Origin of the sequence: Microbispora hainanensis, from assembly GCF_006874475.1 — a bacterium.
Classification (GTDB): domain Bacteria; phylum Actinomycetota; class Actinomycetes; order Streptosporangiales; family Streptosporangiaceae; genus Microbispora; species Microbispora hainanensis.
In genome coordinates this window covers 181052-197368 of record NZ_VIRM01000001.1, presented here as the reverse complement: position 1 = coordinate 197368, position 16317 = coordinate 181052, and the positions used below count along the sequence as shown (strand labels likewise).

General features: G+C 71.8%; 16 protein-coding genes. 5 read left to right on the top strand and 11 right to left on the bottom strand.

Annotated elements, in window-relative coordinates:
• Positions 1–127 precede the first annotated feature (127 nt).
• The 4 genes from FLX08_RS00900 to FLX08_RS00885 form a co-directional block, all read right to left on the bottom strand.
• The gene (locus tag FLX08_RS00900; RefSeq protein WP_142616352.1) at positions 128–868 is read right to left on the bottom strand and encodes a type II secretion system F family protein; all 741 of its coding nucleotides are present in this window, start codon (positions 866–868) and stop codon (positions 128–130) included.
• The gene (locus tag FLX08_RS00895) at positions 865–2043 is read right to left on the bottom strand and encodes a TadA family conjugal transfer-associated ATPase (protein ID WP_142616103.1); all 1179 of its coding nucleotides are present in this window, start codon (positions 2041–2043) and stop codon (positions 865–867) included. Before FLX08_RS00895 ends, FLX08_RS00900 begins: the two co-directional genes overlap by 4 nt.
• Positions 2040–3227 (bottom strand): septum site-determining protein Ssd, encoded by a 1188-nt coding sequence (gene ssd / locus FLX08_RS00890; protein ID WP_142616101.1) that lies wholly within the window; start codon positions 3225–3227, stop codon positions 2040–2042. Before ssd ends, FLX08_RS00895 begins: the two co-directional genes overlap by 4 nt.
• Before the next feature lie 985 nt (positions 3228–4212).
• The gene (locus FLX08_RS00885) at positions 4213–4986 is read right to left on the bottom strand and encodes a Fic family protein (protein ID WP_142616099.1); all 774 of its coding nucleotides are present in this window, start codon (positions 4984–4986) and stop codon (positions 4213–4215) included.
• Between the two features lie 261 nt (positions 4987–5247).
• Between FLX08_RS00885 and acs the strand changes: the two genes are divergently transcribed.
• From acs to FLX08_RS00865, 4 genes are all read left to right on the top strand, one after another.
• Entirely contained in the window at positions 5248–7224 is a 1977-nt protein-coding gene (gene acs / locus FLX08_RS00880; RefSeq protein ID WP_142616097.1) for an acetate--CoA ligase, read from the top strand.
• Positions 7225–7514: 290 nt separating this feature from the next.
• On the top strand, positions 7515–8015 hold the full coding sequence (locus FLX08_RS00875; protein ID WP_142616095.1) for a phage holin family protein: 501 nt from the start codon (positions 7515–7517) through the stop codon (positions 8013–8015).
• Complete coding sequence (locus FLX08_RS00870) at positions 8005–8925, top strand: alpha/beta fold hydrolase (protein ID WP_142616093.1); 921 nt, start codon at positions 8005–8007, stop codon at positions 8923–8925. The genes FLX08_RS00875 and FLX08_RS00870 overlap by 11 nt, the downstream gene beginning before the upstream one ends.
• Before the next feature lie 491 nt (positions 8926–9416).
• Positions 9417–9800: a DUF309 domain-containing protein gene (locus tag FLX08_RS00865; RefSeq protein ID WP_244312174.1), complete on the top strand. Its 384-nt coding sequence runs from the start codon at positions 9417–9419 to the stop codon at positions 9798–9800.
• 14 nt (positions 9801–9814) lie between these two features.
• Here FLX08_RS00865 and FLX08_RS00860 read toward each other — a convergent pair whose 3' ends face one another.
• The 3 genes from FLX08_RS00860 to nth all read right to left on the bottom strand — a co-directional run bounded on the left by FLX08_RS00860 (position 9815) and on the right by nth (position 12718).
• Positions 9815–11005: a MarP family serine protease gene (locus tag FLX08_RS00860; protein ID WP_142616089.1), complete on the bottom strand. Its 1191-nt coding sequence runs from the start codon at positions 11003–11005 to the stop codon at positions 9815–9817.
• A gap of 183 nt (positions 11006–11188) precedes the next feature.
• On the bottom strand, positions 11189–11866 hold the full coding sequence (locus tag FLX08_RS00855; RefSeq protein ID WP_142616087.1) for an NUDIX hydrolase: 678 nt from the start codon (positions 11864–11866) through the stop codon (positions 11189–11191).
• A gap of 114 nt (positions 11867–11980) precedes the next feature.
• Positions 11981–12718 carry an endonuclease III gene (gene nth, locus FLX08_RS00850; protein WP_142616085.1) on the bottom strand — a complete coding sequence of 246 codons (738 nt, stop codon included), beginning with the start codon at positions 12716–12718 and terminating at the stop codon, positions 11981–11983.
• A gap of 342 nt (positions 12719–13060) precedes the next feature.
• On the opposite strand from nth, the gene FLX08_RS00845 reads away from it, so the two are divergent.
• Complete coding sequence (locus FLX08_RS00845) at positions 13061–13741, top strand: Crp/Fnr family transcriptional regulator (RefSeq protein ID WP_030506761.1); 681 nt, start codon at positions 13061–13063, stop codon at positions 13739–13741.
• On the opposite strand, the gene FLX08_RS00840 is transcribed toward FLX08_RS00845, so the two are convergent.
• The 4 genes from FLX08_RS00840 to sp36 all read right to left on the bottom strand — a co-directional run bounded on the left by FLX08_RS00840 (position 13738) and on the right by sp36 (position 16116).
• Positions 13738–14541, bottom strand: coding sequence for an MBL fold metallo-hydrolase (locus tag FLX08_RS00840; RefSeq protein ID WP_244312172.1), 804 nt, complete (start codon positions 14539–14541; stop codon positions 13738–13740). The two genes, FLX08_RS00845 and FLX08_RS00840, sit on opposite strands and share 4 nt — an antisense overlap.
• Positions 14538–15410 (bottom strand): NUDIX hydrolase, encoded by an 873-nt coding sequence (locus FLX08_RS00835; protein WP_142616083.1) that lies wholly within the window; start codon positions 15408–15410, stop codon positions 14538–14540. Before FLX08_RS00835 ends, FLX08_RS00840 begins: the two co-directional genes overlap by 4 nt.
• A 92-nt stretch (positions 15411–15502) precedes the next feature.
• Positions 15503–15964, bottom strand: a complete 462-nt coding sequence (locus FLX08_RS00830; RefSeq protein WP_142616081.1) for a RidA family protein — start codon at positions 15962–15964, stop codon at positions 15503–15505.
• Positions 15964–16116 carry a Sp36 family protein gene (gene sp36, locus FLX08_RS00825; RefSeq protein WP_076440089.1) on the bottom strand — a complete coding sequence of 51 codons (153 nt, stop codon included), beginning with the start codon at positions 16114–16116 and terminating at the stop codon, positions 15964–15966. Before sp36 ends, FLX08_RS00830 begins: the two co-directional genes overlap by 1 nt.
• Positions 16117–16317 lie beyond the last annotated feature (201 nt).

The following is a 16317-nucleotide window of genomic DNA, read 5'->3' as shown; positions in this document are numbered from 1 at the left end:
GTGACACCTGCCGCTCGCCACACCTCTCGCACGGCCGCCGCCCGCACCCCCGATCGGCCGCCGCACTGGCCGACCGTGCCTCCGATCACCCGCACCGTCCCCGCATGTCAATGCCGGGGCCGTCCGTTCATGGCAGCGTCAGCTCCTCCGCGCGGGTGACGAGCCTGCGGGTCCACCAGACGCCGGCGGTGTCGAGGGCGAGCCCGACGGCCAGGCAGACGAACCCCGCCGGGCCGCCGAACAGGAACGCCAGCGGATCCATGCCGAGCCCGGCGGCCATCAGCAGGCCGAGCACGGGCAGGCCCGCCAGCATCCGGGCGGTCGCCCTGGGGCCGGAAAGCTGGGCGGCGACCTCTTCCCGATGGGCCTGTGCCTCCCGCAGAGACGCACACACCCGTTCCACCAGTGCGGTGAGGCCCCCGCCCACGGCCACGCTGACCCGCCAGCACGCGGCCAGCCGGGCCAGTCCCTCACCGCCGCGGGCGGGGGCGGCGTTCAGCAGTGCCGCGGCGACATCGCCGCCGTCCCTGGCGGCGGCGACCACCGGGGCGAGCGCCGCCGGGTCGGGCAGGTCGACCGAGGAGACCGCCCGCGCGAGGGCGTCTCCCGGAGTCCTGCCCGCCGACAGCTCGGCCGCCAGGCTCTGGCACAGCTCGATGGACGCCGCACGCCAGGCCGCCGCCGTCGCCCCCGGCCGTGGACGGCGGGTGAGCGCGGCCCAGAACCTGCGCATGTCCCTTGGCCGCCGCCTCCGGGTGAGCGACGTCAGCCGTGTCGTCCCGGCATCCGGCCCGGTCCACTCCCAGGCGGCGAGCGCGGCGGCAAGCATCGCGACCAGTTCCGGGACCAGCCCGCCCGGCGGCGTCATGACGGCCACGAGGCCGGGCAGCGTGCTCGCAACGTCTCGAAGGACGGGCCCCGGCGCGCCCGGCCGTCCGGATCGAAGGTCAGGGCCGGGGCCGCGGTCACCAGGCCGGACGGGCCGCGTTGGAGCACGCAGATCTCCGCGACGCGGCGGCGGCCTCCGCCGGCCTCCCGCACGAGGTGGATGACGAGATCGAGCGCGGCGGAGATCTGGCTGTGCACCGCCTCCCGCGACAGCCCCGCCGCGCAGGCCAGAGCCTCCAGTCGCGCGGGCACGTCGGCGGCGTTGTTGGCGTGCAGCGTGCCGCAGCCGCCCTCGTGGCCGGTGTTGAGCGCCGCCAGGAGATCGACAACTTCCGCTCCCCGCACCTCGCCCACGACGAGGCGGTCGGGCCGCATCCGGAGGGCCTGCCGTACGAGATCGCGCAGCCCGACCCCGCCCGCGCCCTCCAGGTTCGGCGGCCGTGCCTCCAGCCGTACGACGTGCGGGTGCACGGGCTGCAACTCGGCGGAGTCTTCGACCAGCAGCAGACGCTCGGCCGGACCCGCGAGGGAGAGCATGGCACTCAACATCGTCGTTTTTCCTGTTCCCGTTCCTCCGGTGACCAGGAACGCCAGCCGCGCCGCCATGATCGCGCGGAGCACGGCGGCTCCACCCTCCGCGGCGAGCTCCTCCACGGTGAACGCCCGCCGTGACGGCAGCCGCAGGGACAGGCAGGTTCCCTCGGCCGCGATCGGCGGGAGCACCGCGTGCAGGCGGACGCCGCCCGCGAGCCGGGCGTCCGCGTAGGGGCAGGCGTCGTCGAGACGGCGCCCGGCCGCCGCGGCCAGGCGCTGGGCGAGCCTGCGGACCTCGTCGTCTCCCGGAAACGTCACGCTCGTCCTGCGCAGGCCGTCCCCGTCGTCCACCCACACCTCGCGAGGCCCGTTGACCAGGATGTCCGTCACACCCGGCTCGGCCAGCAGGGCTTCGAGCGGGCCGGCGCCGATGAGATGGGCGCGCAGCGTTCGGGCGACGGCGAGGACCTCGGCGTCGCCGAGCACGGCCCGCTCCGCGCGCAGGGCCGCCGCCACCTGGGCCGCGGTGGGGGCGGCACCGGTCTGCGACAGCCGTACACGCACCGCCTCGACGAGATCGGCGGCGACTCCGGGAGCGGTCACGGGGCCTTCGCGGGTCATGAGCCGCCCGCCCCGGTGAACCGCCGGCCGGTCCCGTCGGATCGGTCGCTCCTGTCGCTCCGGTCAGTCCGGTGGCTCCGGCGGACCAGGTCGATCCTGTCGGCCCTGTCGGCCCTGTCGGCCCTGTCGGCGAGGTCGGGTGGGGAGGACCCGGCGAGGAGGGAGTCGAGCAGCTCAGCGCAGAAGCGGCCCAACGGGGAGCGGCGCAGCGGCGGCGGGTCGCCCCGATCGAGCGTCTCCACGAGTCCGCGCACCTCCGGGAGCACACCGGCGCACGGGACCGACAAAGAGGCCGCGACCACCTTGGGATCGAGCGTCCCGGCGCGCATCACCAGGCGCAGGTCGCCGGTCCCCGGCCGGAGCAGCGTGACCGTCTGAGCCGCCGCGAGCGCTCCTCGCAGGTCCGCCGGAACGACGACGAGCGTCGCGGCGGCCCTGGCGAGCGCCTCGGCCTCGCCTTCGCCGAGATGGCGGGGCACATCGACCACGATCAGGTCGCAGCCACGCTGCGCGGCGTCGAGCACGACGCGCATCGCCTCCCGGGGTATGCGCACCGGCTCGCCGCGATGCGCCGACAACACGGTGAGCTCCCCGAAGGTGGGCAGCGCCTCCTGAAGGGCGGTGAAGCTCACCCTGCCTTCTCTCCCGACGACGTCGGGCCAGCGGGCGCCCTGGGCCTCCTCCTGACCGAGCAGCACGTCGACGCCGCCGCCGAGCGGGTCGGCGTCGACGAGGAGCGTCCGCAGCCCGCCGCGGGACGCCGTCAGCGCCAGGGAGGCCGCGAGGACGGTGGCACCGGCTCCGCCCTTCCCTCCCGTGACGCACAGGACCGTGCCGGCCCTGGTCACGGGCTCGGCGGCGTCGCCGAACTCCTCCACGAGGAGCCGCTCGGCCTCGGGCAGCTCCAGCACGGTGTGCGCCCCGACCGCGACGCACCTGCGCCACATGTCGGGGTCGTCGGCCGTCCGCGTCACGACGACGACGTTCTGCCGGGGCGGCGGACCCGTGGCGGCGAGATCGTCGGCCAGGTCGCCGCCGACCACGACCAGCGGCGCCCTCATCCAGTGTGGCCGGGCCTGGGCGGCCGCGTGGGCGACGTCGAGTTCGACGCCCGCGGCGGCGGCGATGCGGAGCAGATCGTCGAGGAGTTCCTGATCGTCGGTTATGGCCAGTGGGCGTGGCATCGGTGTCTCCCTGTCGTCCGGGACGACTCGGCGGTTGGGAGGACCACGATGCGAGAGGCCGCGACCGGCACGGGCGAGCGAACGCCGTTCTGTGGACGAAGCCCGGCCTGTGGACAAGGCCGGGAGGGCAGTTCGGGTCGTCCACTATTGACCACGGACGGATCAAGAAAAAAGGGCGACCCCCGCCGGGGGGGAGAGCGGGGGTCGCCTTGCGGTCCGGCTCTGGGGGGGTAGAGCCGGTCCCGTATTACAAGAAAGCTTTAAACAAGTAACCAAGACATGGCAAGGGTCCGAACCCCCTCAAGCCACGTCATTCCGTACGGAGACACACCGTATGCTGCCTGATCACGAGAGGTACGTCGAGGTCCTCTCGGGTCTGAGTAAAAATTTTTCCCAGAGTCAGCACGGCAGGTCGACATGTGCGGTCGCAACGCGTGCGAGGGCCGGCCACAAGGAGTCACCGTCCATCCCCTGGTATGCGACAAACGGTATGAATGTGGACAGAGGTACAGGAATGACCAAGGTGGCTCGTAAAGCTCTTGGACCTAGGGGTTTCCTTCTCGGGGAAACGGACGTAAAAAGGGATTACGGACCTGCGGGTTCGTGTACGACATCGGGTACCCACGCGCGACCAGCCGCGGGAGGCGTGTCGAGACGGGCTTGACCCGCTCCGACAGATCAGGTGCACGCTTGGTAGCCCGGTGACACGTACCGGCGACGGCGTTCCATACCAGGGACGCCGTCCGCTTTGTCTGCACCGGCGCACACCACGACCCCGGCACACCAGGTGGGGGCCCGGCCCGACAGCCGCCCACCGCACTCCAAGCGGCCTCGTTGCACCGCCGTCCAGCGGCCGCCCGCCGCACCGCCGCGAGCGCCCACCGCACTCCAAGCGGCCTCGTTGCACCGCCGTCCGGCGGCCGCCCGCCGCCGAACCCCGCATGCGCCCGTGCAGGAGAGGCGCATACGGCCAGGCATGGGCGGATCAGCGGGACATGGCCTCGCAGATCGCGGTCGTCTCGCGGACGCCGTAGACGACCGCGGAGGCGCAGTGCCTCACCCAGGTGCCGACGCCCTCCCCCGTGCCCGTGAGATACGCCCTGAGGCCCTCGGCGTACGCGTCGCCGAGGTCGGCGTGGCCCACCTCCACGGCGGCGAGCGACTTGGGATCCAGTCCGAGGTCGACCAGCGTGAGCCGCTCGGCGGCGCGGGCGACCAGGCCGTCGGCCACGCCGAACGGGCGCAGCACCGCGAGCTCCGCGTGCACGATCGCGGCGAGCACGAGAGCGGGCGCGGTGGAATTCGCGACCAGCCCGGCGAGCGCCGACATGCGGGCCGCCGTCTCCTCCGGCCCCGGCGCCGGGCCGAGCCCGAGCGGGTCGGCGGTCGTGGGCTCGGTCCTGGGCCTGCCGGGGTCGGCGGTCAGCCCGGCCGCCGCCAGCGCGTGCAGCCGGGCGAGGACCTGCCGTGGCGCCGAACGCCACGTCGGGGCCAGCCGGCCGAGCTCGGCCGAGGCGCGCAGCGCACCCTGCACGACGGGATCGGTCACCTCGCCCGTGCGCAGCGGCTCCAGCGGCACGTCGACGCCCTCGATGGCGGCGGACGCGCGGGCGCCGCGCAGGGCCGACTCGGCCGACACTTCAGGACTGCGCCGGCGTAGCACGCGGTGCCGGTAGAGCCGGTCGACGGCCTCTCGGGCCTCCTGTACGGCCTCGGGCACGCCGGGAAGCCCGGCGATGGCGGTCAGGGGATCGCTCACAGCCCCCGACCATACCCGCCAGTAGGAGGTCGTTCGCCGAAGAGGTGCGGCCGTTCAGCGCACGAAGGCGACGCCGGTCTCGGCCGGTTTGTCGCCTATCGATAAGTTGGCAGGTTATAGGCGGTAACCGGACAAAACGCCCCCACCCCGATTACTTGTACTTGACACCGCTCGCCTGGTGAAGTGGGACACGACATACCCCAGCTTGGCCGAGGCGGCCGAACGAGAGACAACTTTTAAGAAGCTACGAAGGAGTACGGAGTGGCCACCGAGACCCCCGGTCAGGAAGCCCAGGAGACGCTGTCGAACCTGCTGAGCGAGACGCGCCGGTTCGAGCCCCCGGCGGACCTGGCGTCGGCCGCGAACGTCACAGCGGACGCCTACGAGGAGGCCGCGCAGGACCGGCTCGCCTTCTGGGAGCGCGCCGCGGAGCGGCTGACGTGGGCGGAGCGCTGGGACACCACCCTTGAGTGGAAGCCGCCCTTCGCCAAGTGGTTCATCGGCGGCAAGCTGAACGTCGCCTACAACTGCGTCGACCGGCACGTGGAGGCCGGCCGCGGCGACAAGGTCGCCTACTACTGGGAGGGCGAGCCCGAGGGCGACAGCCGCACGATCACCTACGCCGACTTGCAGAAGGAGGTCGCGAAGGCCGCCAACGCCCTGCAGGAGCTGGGGGTACGCAAGGGCGACAGGGTCGCGGTCTACATGCCGATGATCCCCGAGCTGCCGATCACCCTGCTGGCCTGCGCCAGGATCGGGGCGATCCACTCGGTGGTCTTCGGCGGCTTCTCCGCCGCCGCCCTCAAGAGCCGCATCCACGACGCGGACGCGAAGGTCGTCGTCACGGCCGACGGCGGCTTCCGCCGCGGCGCGCCCAGCGCCCTCAAGCCGACGGTCGACGAGGCGGTCGCCGAGTGCCCCGGCGTCGAGCACGTCCTCGTCGTACGCAGGACCGGTCAGGACGTCGCGGTCACCGAGCGGGACGTCTGGTGGCACGACCTCGTGGACCGCCAGCCCGCCGAGCACGAGCCGGTGCCGCACGACGCCGAAGACCCGCTGTACATCCTCTACACCAGCGGCACGACCGGGAAGCCGAAGGGCATCCTGCACACCACCGGCGGCTACCTCACCCAGGTCGCCTGGACCCACCACGCGGTCTTCGACCTCAAGCCCGACAACGACATCTACTGGTGCACCGCCGACATCGGCTGGGTGACCGGGCACTCGTACATCGTGTACGGCCCGCTCGCCAACGGCGCGACCAGCGTGATCTACGAGGGCACCCCCGACACCCCGCACCGCGGCCGTTTCTGGGAGATCGTGCAGAAGTACAAGGTCACGATCCTCTACACCGCGCCCACCGCGATCCGTACCTTCATGAAGTGGGGCGACGACATCCCCGCGAAGTACGACATGTCGTCCCTGCGGGTGCTCGGGTCGGTCGGCGAGCCCATCAACCCCGAGGCGTACGTCTGGTATCGCGAGCACATCGGCGCCAACCGCTGCCCGGTCGTGGACACGTGGTGGCAGACGGAGACCGGCGGCATCATGATCAGCCCGCTCCCGGGCGTCACGGCCGCCAAGCCCGGCGCCGCCATGCAGCCGCTGCCCGGCATCGCGGCCGACGTGGTCGACGACCAGGGCAACTCGGTGCCGAACGGCGGCGGCGGCTTCCTCGTGGTCCGCGAGCCGTGGCCGTCCATGCTCCGGACCATCTGGGGCGACGACAAGCGCTACGTCGACACCTACTGGTCGCGGTTCGACGGGATGTACTTCCCCGGCGACGGCGCCAAGCGCGACGAGGACGGCGACCTGTGGCTGCTCGGCCGCGTGGACGACGTCATGCTCGTCTCGGGGCACAACATCTCCACGACCGAGGTCGAGAGCGCGCTGGTCAGCCACCCGAAGGTGGCCGAGGCGGCCGTTGTGGGCGCCACCGACCCGGTGACCACCCAGGCCATCGTGGCCTTCGTGATCCTGCGCGGCACCGCGGAGGAGAGCGACGACATCGCGGCCGAGCTGCGCGCCCACGTGTCCAAGACGCTCGGCCCGATCGCCAAGCCGCGGCAGATCCTGGTCGTGCCCGAGCTGCCGAAGACCCGCTCCGGCAAGATCATGCGCCGCCTGCTGCGCGACGTGGCGGAGAACCGTTCGCTCGGCGACGTCACCACGCTGACCGACGACTCCGTCATGAACCTGATCGCGGCGAAGCTGCCCAGCGCCAAGAGCGAGGACTGATCGCGAGCCGCCTGATCGCGTGAAGGAAGGCGTGGACGCACGACGTCCACGCCTTCCGCATCTCCGCACCGGATCCCTGACCGGTCACGGGCCCGGCGCGGTAGGGCGAGGCGCGCACGGATCGTTTGAGCCGTCATATTCCGGCCGTGCGCGGGCAGGTCTCCGCGTGCCGCGTCCTTCGAACCGGGTTATCCCCAGGCAACCGGGTTATCCCCAGGCAGGGGGCTTGACGTACACGTGCGCGGACGGGCACGAGATGATGTTTGATAGTCGCAGATAGGAGATCGCTCATGCCCGAGGACGAATCGCTCGGTGCGCTGGTCGCCCAGGCGAGCCATCACATCTCGACCCTCGTACGGTCGGAGATCGAGCTGGCGAAGGCCGAGCTCAAGTTCGACGCGAAGCGGGTCGGCGTGGCCGCCGGGCTGTTCGGCGCCGCGGCCTTCATGGGGCACCTGTGCCTGATCCTGGCCTCGTTCGCGATCGCGTACGCCCTCGTGGCCGTGGGGCTGGCCACCTGGCTCGCGTTCACGATCGTCACGGTGTTCTACCTCGTGGTGGCCGGGTTGCTGGTCCTCGTCGGCTACCGACGGCTCAAGGGGCTGACCGGCATGAAGCGCACCAGGCGGAGCCTGCGCGGCCTGGCCGGGCCGGAGGAGGCGGAGGAGGAGCTGCCGGAGAGGGTTCCGGCCCCCTCGGCACGGCCCGCGGCCCCGGCGCCCCCGCCGTACACGGGCCCGACCGCCGGGCAGGTGGGCGCCCACCGGGAGTCCGTGAGCGATGCCGGTTGACGAGACGCTGATCGAGGTCGACGGCCCCTGGACACACCGTGCGGTGCACGCGGGTGGTGTGCGGTTCCACGTGGCCGAGGCCGGTGTAGGGCCGCTGGTCCTGCTGCTGCACGGGTTCCCCCAGTTCTGGTGGACCTGGCGGCACCAGCTTCCGGCGCTGGCGGAGGCCGGCTACCGGGCCGTCGCCGTCGACCTGCGCGGGTACGGCACCAGCGACAAGCCGCCGCGCGGCTACGACCTGCCCACGCTGGCCGTCGACGCGGCGGGCCTGGTGCGCGCGCTCGGCGAGACGAGCGCGATCGTGGTGGGCCATGACTGGGGCGGGCTGCTGGGCTGGACGATGAGCGTCCTCGACCCGAAGGTGGTGCGGCGGCTGGTGCCCGTCTCGGCGCCGCATCCGCTGCGCATGCGCTCCGCGCTGTTCACCGACCCGCTCGGGCAGCTCAAGGCCAGTCGCTACGCCCTGGGGTTCCAGCTCCCCTTCCTGCCGGAGCGGAAGCTGACCCGCAAGGGCGGCGCCGCGGTGGGCAAACTCGTCGAGAGGTGGGCCGGACCGCAGTGGCCCGGCGACGGCGTCACGCGGGCATACCGGGAGGCGATGCGGCTCCCGGCGGTGGCGCACTGCGCGCTGGAGTACTACCGCTGGTTCGCCCGGTCCCAGCTCCGCGCCGACGGCTTCCGCTACGCCCGGCAGATGCGCGCGGAGATCGAGGCGCCGACGCTGCAGTTGCACGGCGCGCTCGACCCGTGCGTCCTGCCGCGGACCGCCCAGGGCTCCAGCAGGTTCGTGGCCGCGCCGTACCGCTGGCGGCTGATCGAGGGCGCCGGGCATTTCCCGCACGAGGAGCGCCCGGAGCAGTTCAACACCGAGCTCATCTCCTGGCTCTCCGACCCCGAGCCCGACCGCTGAACCTCTGCCACTGAACCCCTGCCCCTCAACCCTGCCGCTCAGCCCTGCCGCTCAGCCCTGCCGCAGCACCCGGCCCCTGAACCCGGCCGCTGAGCCCCGCCTCCAAGACTCGCCGCTGAGACCGGCTCGCCGTCGCCCCGCCGCCGAAATCGGGCCTCTGACGTGCCGTTCGGCGCCCGGCAGGGTCCGCTGTCGCCGGTCCCGCGCACCGGCATGCCACACCGCGACCGCTCCCGGGCGGCTGCCCCGGCTGCCGGATCGCTACCCGTGATCTTGTAGAAGATAGTAGAAATGTGCCCTGAAGTGGCTCAACTTCCTGGTTGATCTCCGGGTGATCCGGGAGTCGCCGGGAGCTTCGGCCGCTTGGAACCGCCCACGCGCCCTGCGGAGAGACCATGCGTGACCGTGACGAAGCGGGTCGCCCCCGCAATGCACGCCCTCGCGACGAGTACGGCAGGCCGCTTCCCAAAGGCACAGAGGGAGTGCCCCGGGTGCCGGACGACTACGCCCCCGCCGCCGAGGAGGCGCTGGAGGAGGCCAGGAAGCTGCTCGCGGCGGGCCGGCCGTTCCACGCCCACGAGGTGCTGGAGGCCCGCTGGAAGAGCGGCCCTGCCGAGGAACGCGAGTTGTGGCAGGGTCTCGCGCAGATATGCGTCGGTCTGACGCACATCCAGCGTGGCAACCTCTCCGGCGCCGCAGCCCTGCTGACCCGTGGGTCCGCCCGGCTCGGCGCGTACGGCTCGACCCGGCCCTACCGCCTGGACCTGAGGGCCCTGGCCGTGGAGGCCGACGCGGTCACGACCGCCATCGACGAGGGGAACGCCGACGCCGGCTCCGCCATCACCGCCATCCTGACCCGCCTGACCCCCGCGTAACGACGCCGCAGGACCTAGTCGCAGTCGAGGGTGCCCACGCGGACGACGGCGCCGCTGCCGTCCTTGGCGTCGGGCATGACCTCCTCCGCCGTGAGGGCGTAGCCCGTCTCGGGCTGGTCCGTCGCGGCCGCGAAGATCACTCCGAACACCCGGCCGTCCGGGCTCAGCAGCGGCCCGCCCGAGTTGCCCGGCTGGACCTTGCCCCGGATGGCGTAGACCTCGCGCTCGACCTTGCGCTGGTTGTAGATGTCGTACGACTCGGCGCGCTGCTTGATCCTGATGCGCGCGGCGAGCGGCGTGAAGGGGTGTCCCTTCGGATACCCCGCGATGATCGCGCTGTCGCCCTTGTCGGCTTCCGTGTCGAAGCGCAGCGCGTTGATCGGGAGGCCGGGGACGAACAGCACGGCGATGTCGCGCTCGGGGTTGTACAGGACGACCTGGGCGTCGTACCGGTTGCCCTCGTAGTCGGTCACCCGCAGCCCCTCGGTGACTCCGGCCACGACGTGCGCGTTGGTCATGATCCGCTGGCGCGCGTAGACGAACCCGGTGCCCTCGATGCGCTTGCGGCAGCTCGGGGCCGTGCCCTGCACCTTGACGATCGCCCTGCGGGCGCGGACGAGGGCGGGGCTGCTGTTGATGAGGCTCTCGTCCGGCGGGGCCACGTTCTGTCCGCCGATGGAGGAGATGACCTGTGGCCACTCCGAGGTGTTGACGAGGTCCCTGAACTGCTTCTGCAGCGCCCCCACACCGTCAGGGATGGCGTCGTCGACCGTCTGCCACACGACGGATCCGTTGATCTGATCCTTGATCAGCGGCTGGCCGAAGCTCATCGAGACCATCAGAGAGCCGATCAGCCAGGCGATGGCCAGGACCGACAGACCGCTGGCGACCGAGCCGCCGAAGGCGTCGACCGCCTTGGCCGGCTCCCACGTGACGTGGCTGCGGGCCACCGCGCCGATGGTCGAGAACGCGAACTGCCCGATCGTCGCGGCCAGGAAGACGATGACGATGGCTAACAGGGCCCTCTCGATGTCACCGCTGACGATCGCTCCGGCCAGGGGCGGTGCGATGAACAGGCCCAGGATGGCGCCGCCGACGAATCCGATGAAGCTGAAGGCCCCGATGATGAAGCCCTGCCGGTAACCGGATACCGCGAAGGCCACCACCAGGCCGATCAGGATGAGATCGAGAAGATCGCCGCGCACAGTTTCCACGGTATAGGCACGCCAGTCGTCGTGTGCGGGCGTCTGCAGGGTCTCGTCGCCATACGCGGCGTACGAGCAGCGCACATATGCCGCGTACGCGCACCCCGCACACGCGGCGCACGAGCACCCCGCACACGCGGCGCACGAGCACCCCGCACACGCGGCGTACGAGCGTCCGCCGGCTCAGCCCCGCGCGGCCAGGTCGACGACCTCGGGGGGAAGATCCTCGATCCGTGAGCGGTCCCAGGGACGCTCGAAGCCGGCGGCGGTCAGCACGCCGTCCAGCACCCCGGCGGTGAACCCCCACACGAGCAGGCCGCGTACGCGGAACGCCACGGAGGGGCCGACGCCGCGCGGGTGGCGCAGCCGCAGCCGGTTGGCCGGGTCCACCAGCTCCGCGACCGGGACGCGCTCGACGACCTCGACCTCGTCGGGGGACGCGGCGTGTACGGCGCAGGGCGTGTGCCACCAGGCGAGCACGGGGGTCACCCGGTTGTCGCTGCGCCAGACGTAGAGCTCGGGCATGGTGCCGACGACCTCGACGCCCGAGGGGTCGAGCCCGGTCTCCTCCTGGGCCTCGCGCAGGGCCGCGGCGATCGGGCCGTCATCATCGGGATCGACGCCGCCGCCGGGGAACGCGGGCTGGCCGGCGTGCGTGCGGCCCTTCGAACTGCGCTGGATGAGAAGGATGTCGGGCCCCTCGGGCCCCTCGCCGAACAGCAACAGCACCGCGGCCGATCGGCCGGCGCCGTTCGCGGGAGGCCGCAAAGCAGTGGGGACAGGGCTGTGCGCGGCCTTCGCGGCCAGCTCCGTCAGCCAAGGGGGAGCCACGACCACCTCCACATCGTCACACCGCGTCATCACACCGCGTCGTCACGCAGCGTCGCCACCCAGCATCGTCACACGGGGCATGCGCGGACCCAGGCGTGCCGTACAACCACGCGAGAGCGCCCGAACTTCCCGATTAACGCGCACTCACGAGAAAGGCCCCGGTCGCACCAGCTTGCGCGCCTCGTCCGGATCGGTCGGGCCGGTGCCGTACGACGGGCAGAGCGCCGCGAGGGGGCACACCCCGCAGGCGGGCTTCCTGGCGTGGCAGATGCGCCGTCCGTGCCAGATCAGCCGATGCGACAGCATCGTCCACTCGGACTTGGGGATCAGCTCGCCGACCTCGTGCTCGATCTTCACGGGATCGGTCTCGGTCGTCCAGCCGAAGCGCCTCGTCAGCCGCTGGAAGTGCGTGTCGACGGTGATGCCGGGGACGCCGAAGGCGTTGCCGAGCACGACGTTCGCGGTCTTGCGGCCGACGCCGGGGAGCTTGACGAGGTCTTCCAGCTTGCCCGGAACCTCCCCGTTGTGGCGTTCGCAGAGGGCCTGCGCCATGCCGATGATGCTGTTGGCCTTCGCCCGGAAGAACCCGGTGGACTTGATGATCTCTTCGAGTTCGGCGCGGTCGGCCCCGGCGTAGTCGGCCGCGGTGCGGTACTTCGCGAAGAGCACCGGAGTGACCATGTTGACCCTCTTGTCGGTGCACTGCGCCGAGAGGATCGTGGCGACCAGCAGCTCCAACGGGTTGCCGAAGTCGAGCTCGCAATGGGCGTCGGGGTAGGTCTCGGCCAGGATCCGGTTCATCCGCCGCGCCCGCCGCACGAGCCCCAGGCGGGTCTCGGCCTGGCGCTGACGCCGTCGGGGAGCGGCCGTGTTCGTCGCCATGCCGCAAGCGTAGGGCCTCGCGTCCCCGGTCCGCTCCCTGGTCATGGCTTGCCACACATGCCACATATCCAGCCTGTATTTGCCAATTTGTCCCTACGCTGCGCAATACACTGTGCCGGTAGGGGGACGACCGGCCGCCCGAGCCGGTCGAGCGCGCAATGGGCGTAAGGATAGGTTTCCGCCAAGATTGTGTTGTTTCGCCAGGCACGACGCACACGAGTGTGAGCCGGGAGCCACGCCCATGCGACGTAACGGGACACCCCGCAATACGTCGTGGAAGGCGTGGGTCACAATGGCTAGCACGGAGCCGGCGACCGAGCGCGCCCGCAGCAAGGAGGCACCGTGAGCACCGAGGAAGTACTGAGCAAGGCGCCGCTGTTCTCCGCGCTCGACCGCGAGAGCGCCGCGGCTCTGCGTACGAGCATCACCGAGGTGGAGCTGCCCAAGGGCCGCACCCTCTTCAGTGAGAACGAGACGGGCGACCGGCTCTACGTGGTGCTCGAAGGCAAGATCAAGCTGGCGCGCACCGCTCCGGACGGCCGGGAGAACCTGCTGAGCGTGCTCGGCCCCGGCGAGATGTTCGGCGAGCTGTCGCTGTTCGACCCCCGCCCGCGTACGGCCTCGGCCATCGCGCTGACCGATGTGCGCCTGGCCGGGCTCGGCCACGACGACCTGAGGCCGTGGCTGACCGGCCGGCCCGAGGTCGCCCTCCACCTGCTGCGCGCCCTGGCCCAGCGGCTGCGCCGCACCAACGACGTGCTCGCGGACCTGGTCTTCACCGACGTCCCCGGCCGTGTCGCCAAGCAGCTCCTCGACCTGGCCGACCGCTTCGGGCAGAAGACCGACGACGGCATCCGGGTGCACCACGACCTCACCCAGGAGGAGCTCGCCCAGCTCGTGGGCGCCTCGCGGGAGACGGTCAACAAGGCCCTGGCCGACTTCGCCCAGCGCGGCTGGCTGCGCATCGAGGCCAAGGCCGTGGTGATCATGGACAGGGAGCGGCTCTTCAACCGCTCCCGCTAGAGCGTCTTGAGGTAGTTGAGCTGGGCCGCCACCGACATCTCGGCGGCCTGCCACAGTGACCGGTCCACGTCGGCGTAGACCATCTCGACGATCTCGCGTGCGTCTCTCGCGCCCCTGCGGATCGCCTCGCGGATCTGCTCGAGCCGCTCGCGCCGGTGGGCGATGTACGCGTCGAGCACTGCGGACGGATCGGGCAGGACGGGCCCGTGTCCGGGCAGCAGCACCGTGGCCTCCAGCATCTCGGCGCCCTGCCTGAGCCTGTCGAGGCTGCGCAGGTAGTCGCCGAGGTCCCCGTCGGCTGCGATGACGGTCGTCCCCCGGCCGAGGATCGTGTCGCCGGTCAGGATCGCCCGGTCTCCGGGCAGCCAGAAGCACAGCGAGTCGAACGAGTGCCCGGGCGTGCCGACGACCCGGACCTCCACGTCGCCCGCCGTCACCACGTCGCCGTCGGCCAGCCCCTCCTCGCCCAGGCGGAGGCGTGGGTCGAGCGCCCGCACCGGCGCGCCGAGCATCCGCGCGAGCGTCGCCGCGCCCTCGCTGTGGTCGGGGTGGCCGTGCGTGAGCAGGACGGCGGTCACCCGGCGGCCGTCCACCCGCTCGGCGACCCGCCGCAGGTGCGCCTCGTCGTCCGGGCCGGGATCCACCACCAGTACGGCGTCCGCCCCGCCGACGATCCACGTGTTGGTGCCGTCGAGGGTCATCGGCGACGGGTTGGGCGCCAGCACGTTCACGGCGCTCGCCGTGCCCGCGCCGTCGAGACCGCCGGAGGTGTCCGGTCCGGGGATGCGCAGCCCGCTCACTCGCCCGTCCTTCCTGCGTCGGGATTCGACTCGGAGATCGACTCGGAGATCGACTCCGGAATCGTCTCGGGGATCATCAGCACCATCCGCCCGCCCACCTCGGCGGCCTCCGGCAGGACGGTGGTGATCGACCGGGGACAGGCGAGCACGTCACCGGCCGACTCGAACGCCGCCATCTCGGCCAGCGTCCGGAAGGTGGGCGGCAGCATGTGCGCCGTCCCCGCCCTCACGGCGGCCAGCGCGTCACCCGGCCGCATCCAGGCCACGTCCGACGCCTCCCCGCCCACGTCACGCGTACGCTGCCCGGGGGGCAGGGCCGCCACGAAGAAGCGGGTGTCGAAGCGCCGGGGCTCCACGATGGGCGTGATCCAGTGCGCCCACGCCTTGAGCAGGTCGGACCTGAGCACGAGACCCCGCCGGTCGAGGAACTCGGCGAACGACAGCGTGCGCGCGATCAGCGCGAGGCGGTCGGCCTCCCAGTCCGGGCCCGTCGTGTCCGTGACCACCGTGTCCCGGCCGGGTCCGGCCAGGAGCACGCCCGACTCCTCGAACGTCTCGCGTACGGCGGCGCAGACGAGGCCCCGGGCCGTGCTCTCGCCGGCCCGGAAGACCTCGCCCCACTCGGCGGGCGACGGGCCCGCCCAGGCCACGGTGTGGTCGGCGTCCCGGGGGTCGACCGATCCACCGGGGAACACATAGGCGCCGGCGGCGAAGGCCATCGTGACCTTGCGCCTGAGGAGGTACACCTCCAGGGGGTCGTCACGCAGCAGCACCACGGTGGCCGCGTCCCTGGCGGGGACGGGGGCCAGGCGGCCGGCGAGGATCTCCCGCGCCCGCTCGCCGACCTCGCCGGGCAGCGGAAACCCCATGAGGCCCTCCAGAACAACAATCGGTCGACCGGCCCCCATGCTCTCCCACGCGTTCGCGGAACCGCAAACCCCGGTTCCGGCCGGCCGTACGGTCAGCGGACCTCCGCGATGACCTCCACCTCGACCGGTGCGTCGAGCGGGAGGACCGCGACGCCGACCGCGCTCCTCGCGTGCTTGCCCGCCTCGCCGAACACCTCGCCGACCAGTTCGCTGGCACCGTTGACGACCTGCGGCTGCCCGGTGAAACCGGGAGCGCTCGCGACGAACCCGACCACCTTCACGATCCGCACGACCTGCGACAGGTCACCCACCAGCGCCTTGATGGCCGCCAGGGCGTTGACCGCGCAGATGCGCGCCTGCTCCTTGGCCTCCTCGGCCGAGACCTCCGCGCCGACCTTGCCGGTGACGCCCAGCTCGCCCTTCACGAGCGGAAGCTGGCCCGAGGTGTAGACGAGGTCGCCCGTCCGTACGGCGGGCACGTACGCGGCCAGCGGGGGCACGACCTCGGGCAGCGTGAGCCCGAGCTCGGCGAGCCGCTCCTCCGGGGTGGCCATCACTTCGGCCGCTTCATGTAGGCGACGAGCTGCTCGGGGTTGGGCCCCGGAATGACCGAGACGAGCTCCCACCCGTCTTCGCCCCAGTTGTCCAGAATCTGCTTCGTGGCGTGCGTGAGCAACGGCACGGTGACGTATTCCCACTTGGTCATGGGCAAAGGCTATCGATGCGCGGCACGCCGGGGACGCTCAGGAACGCGAAACCCAGGACGACGAGCAGCGCCAACAGCACCGGCTCCACGGCCGGCATCTCCTTCGCCGGCCCAGCCGGGCAAGCGCCCATTGACGAACTATTACCCGATCCACGCGCAAGCCGTACATCGGGTTCAGGCTGTGGACGACCCCCGCGAATC

Bases quoted from the DNA above. Each gene is read 5' to 3' on its own strand.
- FLX08_RS00900 (WP_142616352.1), bottom strand. From the start codon at position 868: ATGACGCCGCCGGGCGGGCTGGTCCCGGAACTGGTCGCGATGCTTGCC.
- FLX08_RS00895 (WP_142616103.1), bottom strand. From the start codon at position 2,043: ATGACCCGCGAAGGCCCCGTGACCGCTCCCGGAGTCGCCGCCGATCTC.
- ssd (WP_142616101.1), bottom strand. From the start codon at position 3,227: ATGCCACGCCCACTGGCCATAACCGACGATCAGGAACTCCTCGACGAT.
- FLX08_RS00875 (WP_142616095.1), top strand. From the start codon at position 7,515: ATGCCCGAGGACGAATCGCTCGGTGCGCTGGTCGCCCAGGCGAGCCAT.
- FLX08_RS00870 (WP_142616093.1), top strand. From the start codon at position 8,005: ATGCCGGTTGACGAGACGCTGATCGAGGTCGACGGCCCCTGGACACAC.
- FLX08_RS00855 (WP_142616087.1), bottom strand. From the start codon at position 11,866: ATGACGCGGTGTGACGATGTGGAGGTGGTCGTGGCTCCCCCTTGGCTG.
- nth (WP_142616085.1), bottom strand. From the start codon at position 12,718: ATGGCGACGAACACGGCCGCTCCCCGACGGCGTCAGCGCCAGGCCGAG.
- FLX08_RS00835 (WP_142616083.1), bottom strand. From the start codon at position 15,410: ATGGGGTTTCCGCTGCCCGGCGAGGTCGGCGAGCGGGCGCGGGAGATC.
- FLX08_RS00830 (WP_142616081.1), bottom strand. From the start codon at position 15,964: ATGGCCACCCCGGAGGAGCGGCTCGCCGAGCTCGGGCTCACGCTGCCC.
- sp36 (WP_076440089.1), bottom strand. From the start codon at position 16,116: ATGACCAAGTGGGAATACGTCACCGTGCCGTTGCTCACGCACGCCACG.